The sequence below is a fragment of the Bacillus sp. JJ1764 genome (genome assembly GCF_036962145.1).
Lineage (GTDB): Bacteria > Bacillota > Bacilli > Bacillales > Cytobacillaceae > Neobacillus.
In genome coordinates this window covers 39,147-44,561 of record NZ_JBALNY010000056.1, presented here as the reverse complement: position 1 = coordinate 44,561, position 5,415 = coordinate 39,147, and the positions used below count along the sequence as shown (strand labels likewise).

Here is a 5,415-nt window from a genome sequence, read left to right as displayed (position 1 = left end):
CAAGTTTAACAGAGCCTTGATATAAAGGAGAAAATCAAGATGAATCCATTTATTAAAATACGCCGTGACCTTCATCAAATTCCAGAGCTGGGCTTTAAGGAATTTAAGACACAGAGTTATTTATTAGAGTACATCCAATCATTGTCACAGGATCGTCTTTCGATAAAAAAATGGAAAACGGGTCTTCTTGTTAAGGTAAATGGGTTAAATCCCATACAAATCATTGGCTATAGAACAGATATTGATGGTCTTCCGATAACCGAAGAAACCGGACTGCCTTTCTCCTCTGAACATGATTCAAGGATGCATGCGTGTGGTCATGATGTTCATATGAGTATTGCATTGGGTATTTTGACGCACTTGGTTGAGAATCCAATTGATGATGATGTACTGTTTATTTTTCAACCGGCAGAGGAAGGCCCAGGTGGTGCAGAACCAATGCTAAGATCGGCAGAAATGCAAGACTGGATGCCCGATCTAATATTTGCGCTGCACATTGCTCCGGAATACCCAGTGGGTAAAATTGCCATAAAAGAAGGATTGTTATTTGCGAACACATCCGAGCTATTCATTGATTTAAAAGGAAAAGGTGGACATGCTGCCTACCCCCATCAGACCAATGATATGGTTATTGCTGCCTGTACATTAGTGAATCAATTGCAGACAGTCATTTCCCGGAATGTGAATCCCCTTGATAGTGCCGTTATAACGATTGGAAAAATTACCGGAGGAACAGTACAAAATATTATTGCTGAAAAGGCGAGATTAGAGGGGACCATACGAACCTTATCTCCTGAATCAATGGCTAAGGTAAAACACCGGATTGAGGCACTAGTTAAAGGCATCGAGACAGGGTTTGAGTGTGAAACAATTATTGATTATGGTTGTATGTATCATCAAGTCTATAACTCAGAACCTATTACGAAGGAATTCATGGAGTTTATTAGACATGAAACGGACTTCGAGCTGATTGAATGTACGGAAGCTATGACTGGTGAGGATTTCGGATATATGCTAAAAGAAATTCCAGGATTTATGTTTTGGTTAGGTGTTGATTCTCCTTTTGGATTACACCATTCCAAACTAACCCCGGATGAAAAATCAATAGATGTTGCTATAACCGTCATGACCAAATTTATGTCTATTAAAGGGAAACGTGTTTAAGTTCTTAGGAGGGAAAAACGGGTGAAATTGCGTGAATCTATGCCTGAATTAACCGGTGCTACTGAATGGCTAAATGGTGAGGTGACCAGAGATCAATTAGTGGGGGAAAAGCCTACTCTTTTTCATTTTTGGTCCATCAGCTGCCATCTTTGTAAAAAAGACATGCCTCAAATAAATCAGTTTCGGGACAATTTTAAAGACCGATTACAGGTAGTGGCAGTTCATATGCCAAGATCAGAGCAGGATTTAAATATGGAAGAAATCAAACAAGTAGCTGACGAGCATAATCTTACTCAGCCTATTTTTATTGATAATGAACGGAGATTAACTGCTGCTTTTGAAAATCAATACGTACCAGCTTACTATCTCTTTGATAAAGATGGGAAGCTTCGTCATTATCAAGTTGGTAGCTGTGGGAAAATGCTGGAAAAGCGTGTATTACGGGTTATCGATGAAATGGAAAAGGCATAAAGAATAATGAAAACTGTCCGTACACTTTGACGGGCGGTTTTTTTAATATCAAGATTTCCTGCTTTTTTGTAACCTTATACCCTTATAGTCGTCCGTATAAATAAATATGGGAATTTATTCAAGGGGTGATTGAGGATGTGGAAACAGAGAAATTTTATCATAATGTCTATATTGATTTTTGTACTGGTCTTAACAGGTTGCAGTTCAACAAAAAATGAGGAAAGTAAAGTCGCTATGGATTCTGCAAAAAGTGAGAGCAGTGGAAAAATAGCTTTAAATTCAAAAGAATTGGACAATACAAAAAACGATTCAGACTCCGTAAAAATAGACCTTTCTACTAAAAAGGTGATCTATCAAGCACAGTTACACCTACGGGTAAAAAGGTTTGATCGGACGATCAGCAATTTAGAAGAAAAAGCTCAATCTTACGGCGGATACATTGCTGAATCAACTGTAGCCAGAGAAGGTAAGGAACAAATAACAGGCAGTATGACAATCAGAATTCCCCAGAAAAACTTTCAAAGCTTTTTACATGATGCAGAAGGTCAATCGGCCGAAGTACTTTCACGGAATATTACCGGGCAGGATGTAACCGAGGAATTTGTCGATCTGGAATCGCGCTTAAAATCAAAACGAACAGTAGAAGAACGTTTACTTTCGTTTATGAAAAATGCCACAAAAACTGAAGATTTATTAAAAATTTCTGCAGATCTGGCAGCCGTTCAAGAGGAAATTGAAACAATTGAAGGAAGAATGAAATTTCTTGAAAATCAAACGGACTTTTCGACCATTACCATAACTTTATACGAAAACAAAGTGGTTGTGCCAAATCTAGATGATGATCAACTTAACACATGGGATAAGACGAAAAAACAATTTATGAAAAGTACCAACCTGTTATTAGTCGGAATGTCCGATATAGTCGTTTTTATTTTCGGCAATTTGCCTATCCTGGCGATATTGATCTTTATTGCAGTATGGGTGATTCTTTATTATAAAAAAAAGAAACGAAAACAGCACGAATAATAATACAATTAACTCTATATATTTAGACATTAAAAAATGCTAAAATGGAATTCATATTAGTGGAAATGATATGGTTGGGGGAATAGTTAGTGAAGAAAAGTTTTGCAGTAATTGGTCTCGGTCGTTTTGGGGGTAGTATTTGCCGTACCTTAACAGATGAAGGAATGGAAGTATTGGCAATTGATGTTAATGAAGAACGAGTCAATGAGTTTGCGATGATTGCCTCCCATGCAGCGGTAGGAGATACTACAGACGAATCGGTATTAAAAAGTTTAGGGATTCGTAACTTTGACCATGTTATAGTGGCTATTGGAGATGATATCCAATCGAGCATTCTGACGACCTTAATTCTCAAGGAACTTGGTGTGAGCAGGGTAACGGCCAAGGCACAGAATGATTATCATGAGAAGGTTTTACGAAAGATTGGGGCAGACCATGTTGTTCATCCGGAACGCGACATGGGCAGGAGAATTGCTCATAATATGGCATCTAGCAATGTGGTTGATTATCTGGAGCTTTCTGAAGAACATAGTATCGTCGAGATCGTTGCGAATGGGAAAATTGGTGGACATACCATCATGGATTTAGATATCCGTAAAAAATATGGGCTAAATATCGTAGCGATCAAAAGAGGGGAGGATATTATCGTATCCCCGCTAGCTTCAGAAATGATCCTGGTCAAGGATGTATTAATTGTAATCGGGACAGACAGTGATATCGATCGATTTGAAAAGAAGGTAATGGAATAAAAAATAGAGAAGCAATTTGCTTCTCTGTTTTTTTTTATACTTCCATGATAATAGGCAGAATCATAGGTCTGCGCTTTGTTTTTTCATAAAGGAATGGAGCCAATGTTTCGGTAATTTCATTCTTAATTTCAGACCATTGACTGGTTTTTCGCTCCATAATTTTATTTAAGTGCTTCGTGATAAGATTTTGTGCATCATTAATCAAATCCCCTGATTCGCGCATGTAGACAAATCCTCTTGAAATAAGATCAGGACCGGATGCAATTTTAAATTCTTTCATATTAATGCTTACCACTACGACCACTAATCCTTCTTCAGAAAGAATTCTGCGATCCCTTAGAACGATGTTTCCAATGTCGCCAACACCGCTGCCATCAATATATACATTACCTGAAGGGATTTTACCAGCAACTTGTGCAGTACTGTCTGACAGGGCTAAGACTTCCCCATTTTCCATGATGAAACAATTTTCTTCCTCTACTCCACAATCTACAGCAAGCTTTGAATGCATTTTCTGCATTCTGTACTCGCCATGGATTGGCATAAAGAATTTTGGTTTAATGAGCCTTAGCATTAGTTTTTGCTCTTCTTGTCCGCCATGTCCAGAGGTGTGAATGTTGCTTAATTTACCATGGATCACTTCAGCCCCTGCTTTGTACAGCATATTAATGGTTCTGCTGACACTGATTGTATTACCAGGGATCGGTGAAGACGAGAATACAACCGTATCTCCAGGGATAATTTGAATTTGCCTGTGTGTACCATTGGCAATTCTTGAAAGTGCTGCCATAGGTTCTCCTTGGCTGCCCGTACATAAAATGGTTACCTTATCTGCTGGAAGTCGGTTGATTTGACTAGCATCGACAAAGGTGTCTTTCGGCGCTCTTATATATCCTAAATCAAGACCTATATTAATTGCAGCTTCCATACTGCGGCCAAATACTGCAACTTTACGTCCATTCGTTATGGCTGCCTCCGTTACTTGCTGGAGGCGATGGATATTTGATGCAAATGTCGCAAAAATAATCCGACCATCCACTTTTCGAAAAATGTCCTGTATGCTTTCACCGACGCGGCGTTCTGACATCGTGAATTCTGGAATCTCACTATTAGTACTGTCTGATAGTAAACACAGGACGCCTTCTTTTCCGATTTCTGCCATTTTTGTTAAATTGGCAGGTTCACCAACAGGTGTAAAGTCAAACTTAAAGTCACCGGTATGGACGATTTGACCAGGAGGGGTCTTCACAACGATTCCATAGGAATCCGGGATACTATGAGTGGTACGGAAGAACGAGACAGAGGTTTTTCTAAATTTAATAATGTCGTCTTCTTTAATTTCGATTAATTTTGTGTTTCTTAAAAGTCCGTGCTCTTCTAGTTTATTTTTTATTAATCCCAGTGCAAGCTTACCGCCATAGATTGGAATATTCACTTCTCTTAATAGATAGGGAATTCCGCCAATATGATCTTCGTGGCCATGGGTAACAAATAATCCCTTTATTTTTTCAATGTTTTTTACTAAATAGCTATAATCGGGAATTACATAGTCAATACCCAAAAGCTCGTCTTCCGGAAATTTAATCCCAGCGTCAATTAAGATAATTTCGTCCTGGAATTGAACTCCGTATGTGTTTTTGCCAATTTCCCCTAAACCTCCAAGGGCAAAAACGGCGGCTTGGTCATTTTTTACAAATTTCATAAATTATCATATCTCCAATACTTTATAGTCTTCATTTTGTTGTTCATATTCTAAATGGGCTCCTTTAACCTCTTGAACATATTCGACATTAAATTTGCGTTCTGCAATTTTTGAAAGGACATCTCTGACAGATTCCCCTTTAATGAATATGGTTTTTGTGTTTTCTCTAACTGGAACTTCAGAAATGCTTTCTTGAAAGTATACTTTAAATATCACTTGACCTCGCTCCTAACTCATCATAAATAACTTTTTTTATTATATAAAACATTTTCTACATTTTCATTCATTTTCTTTTTTTAACTT

Annotated in this window: 6 protein-coding genes; 4 read left to right on the top strand and 2 right to left on the bottom strand. The window is 38.0% G+C overall.

The features are described 5' to 3' along the window. Positions 1-33 precede the first annotated feature (33 nt). From V7083_RS09705 to V7083_RS09690, 4 genes are all read left to right on the top strand, one after another. Positions 34-1,164, top strand: a complete 1,131-nt coding sequence (locus tag V7083_RS09705; protein ID WP_335477323.1) for an N-acetyldiaminopimelate deacetylase — start codon at positions 34-36, stop codon at positions 1,162-1,164. A 21-nt stretch (positions 1,165-1,185) separates the two neighbouring features. Continuing rightward, the gene (locus V7083_RS09700; protein ID WP_335477322.1) at positions 1,186-1,635 is read left to right on the top strand and encodes a TlpA disulfide reductase family protein; all 450 of its coding nucleotides are present in this window, start codon (positions 1,186-1,188) and stop codon (positions 1,633-1,635) included. Positions 1,636-1,770: 135 nt separating this feature from the next. Then, complete coding sequence (locus V7083_RS09695; RefSeq protein ID WP_335477321.1) at positions 1,771-2,661, top strand: DUF4349 domain-containing protein; 891 nt, start codon at positions 1,771-1,773, stop codon at positions 2,659-2,661. An 89-nt stretch (positions 2,662-2,750) separates the two neighbouring features. Further along, positions 2,751-3,410 carry a potassium channel family protein gene (locus tag V7083_RS09690; protein WP_335477320.1) on the top strand — a complete coding sequence of 220 codons (660 nt, stop codon included), beginning with the start codon at positions 2,751-2,753 and terminating at the stop codon, positions 3,408-3,410. A 34-nt stretch (positions 3,411-3,444) separates the two neighbouring features. On the opposite strand, the gene rnjA is transcribed toward V7083_RS09690, so the two are convergent. Then, positions 3,445-5,112, bottom strand: coding sequence for a ribonuclease J1 (gene rnjA, locus V7083_RS09685; protein ID WP_335477319.1), 1,668 nt, complete (start codon positions 5,110-5,112; stop codon positions 3,445-3,447). 6 nt (positions 5,113-5,118) lie between these two features. After that, positions 5,119-5,328, bottom strand: coding sequence for a DNA-dependent RNA polymerase subunit epsilon (locus V7083_RS09680; RefSeq protein WP_335477318.1), 210 nt, complete (start codon positions 5,326-5,328; stop codon positions 5,119-5,121). Positions 5,329-5,415: the final 87 nt, after the last annotated feature.

Coding starts and splice junctions, on each gene's coding strand:
- V7083_RS09695 (WP_335477321.1), top strand. CDS start 1,771: ATGTGGAAACAGAGAAATTTTATCATAATGTCTATATTGATTTTTGTA.
- rnjA (WP_335477319.1), bottom strand. CDS start 5,112: ATGAAATTTGTAAAAAATGACCAAGCCGCCGTTTTTGCCCTTGGAGGT.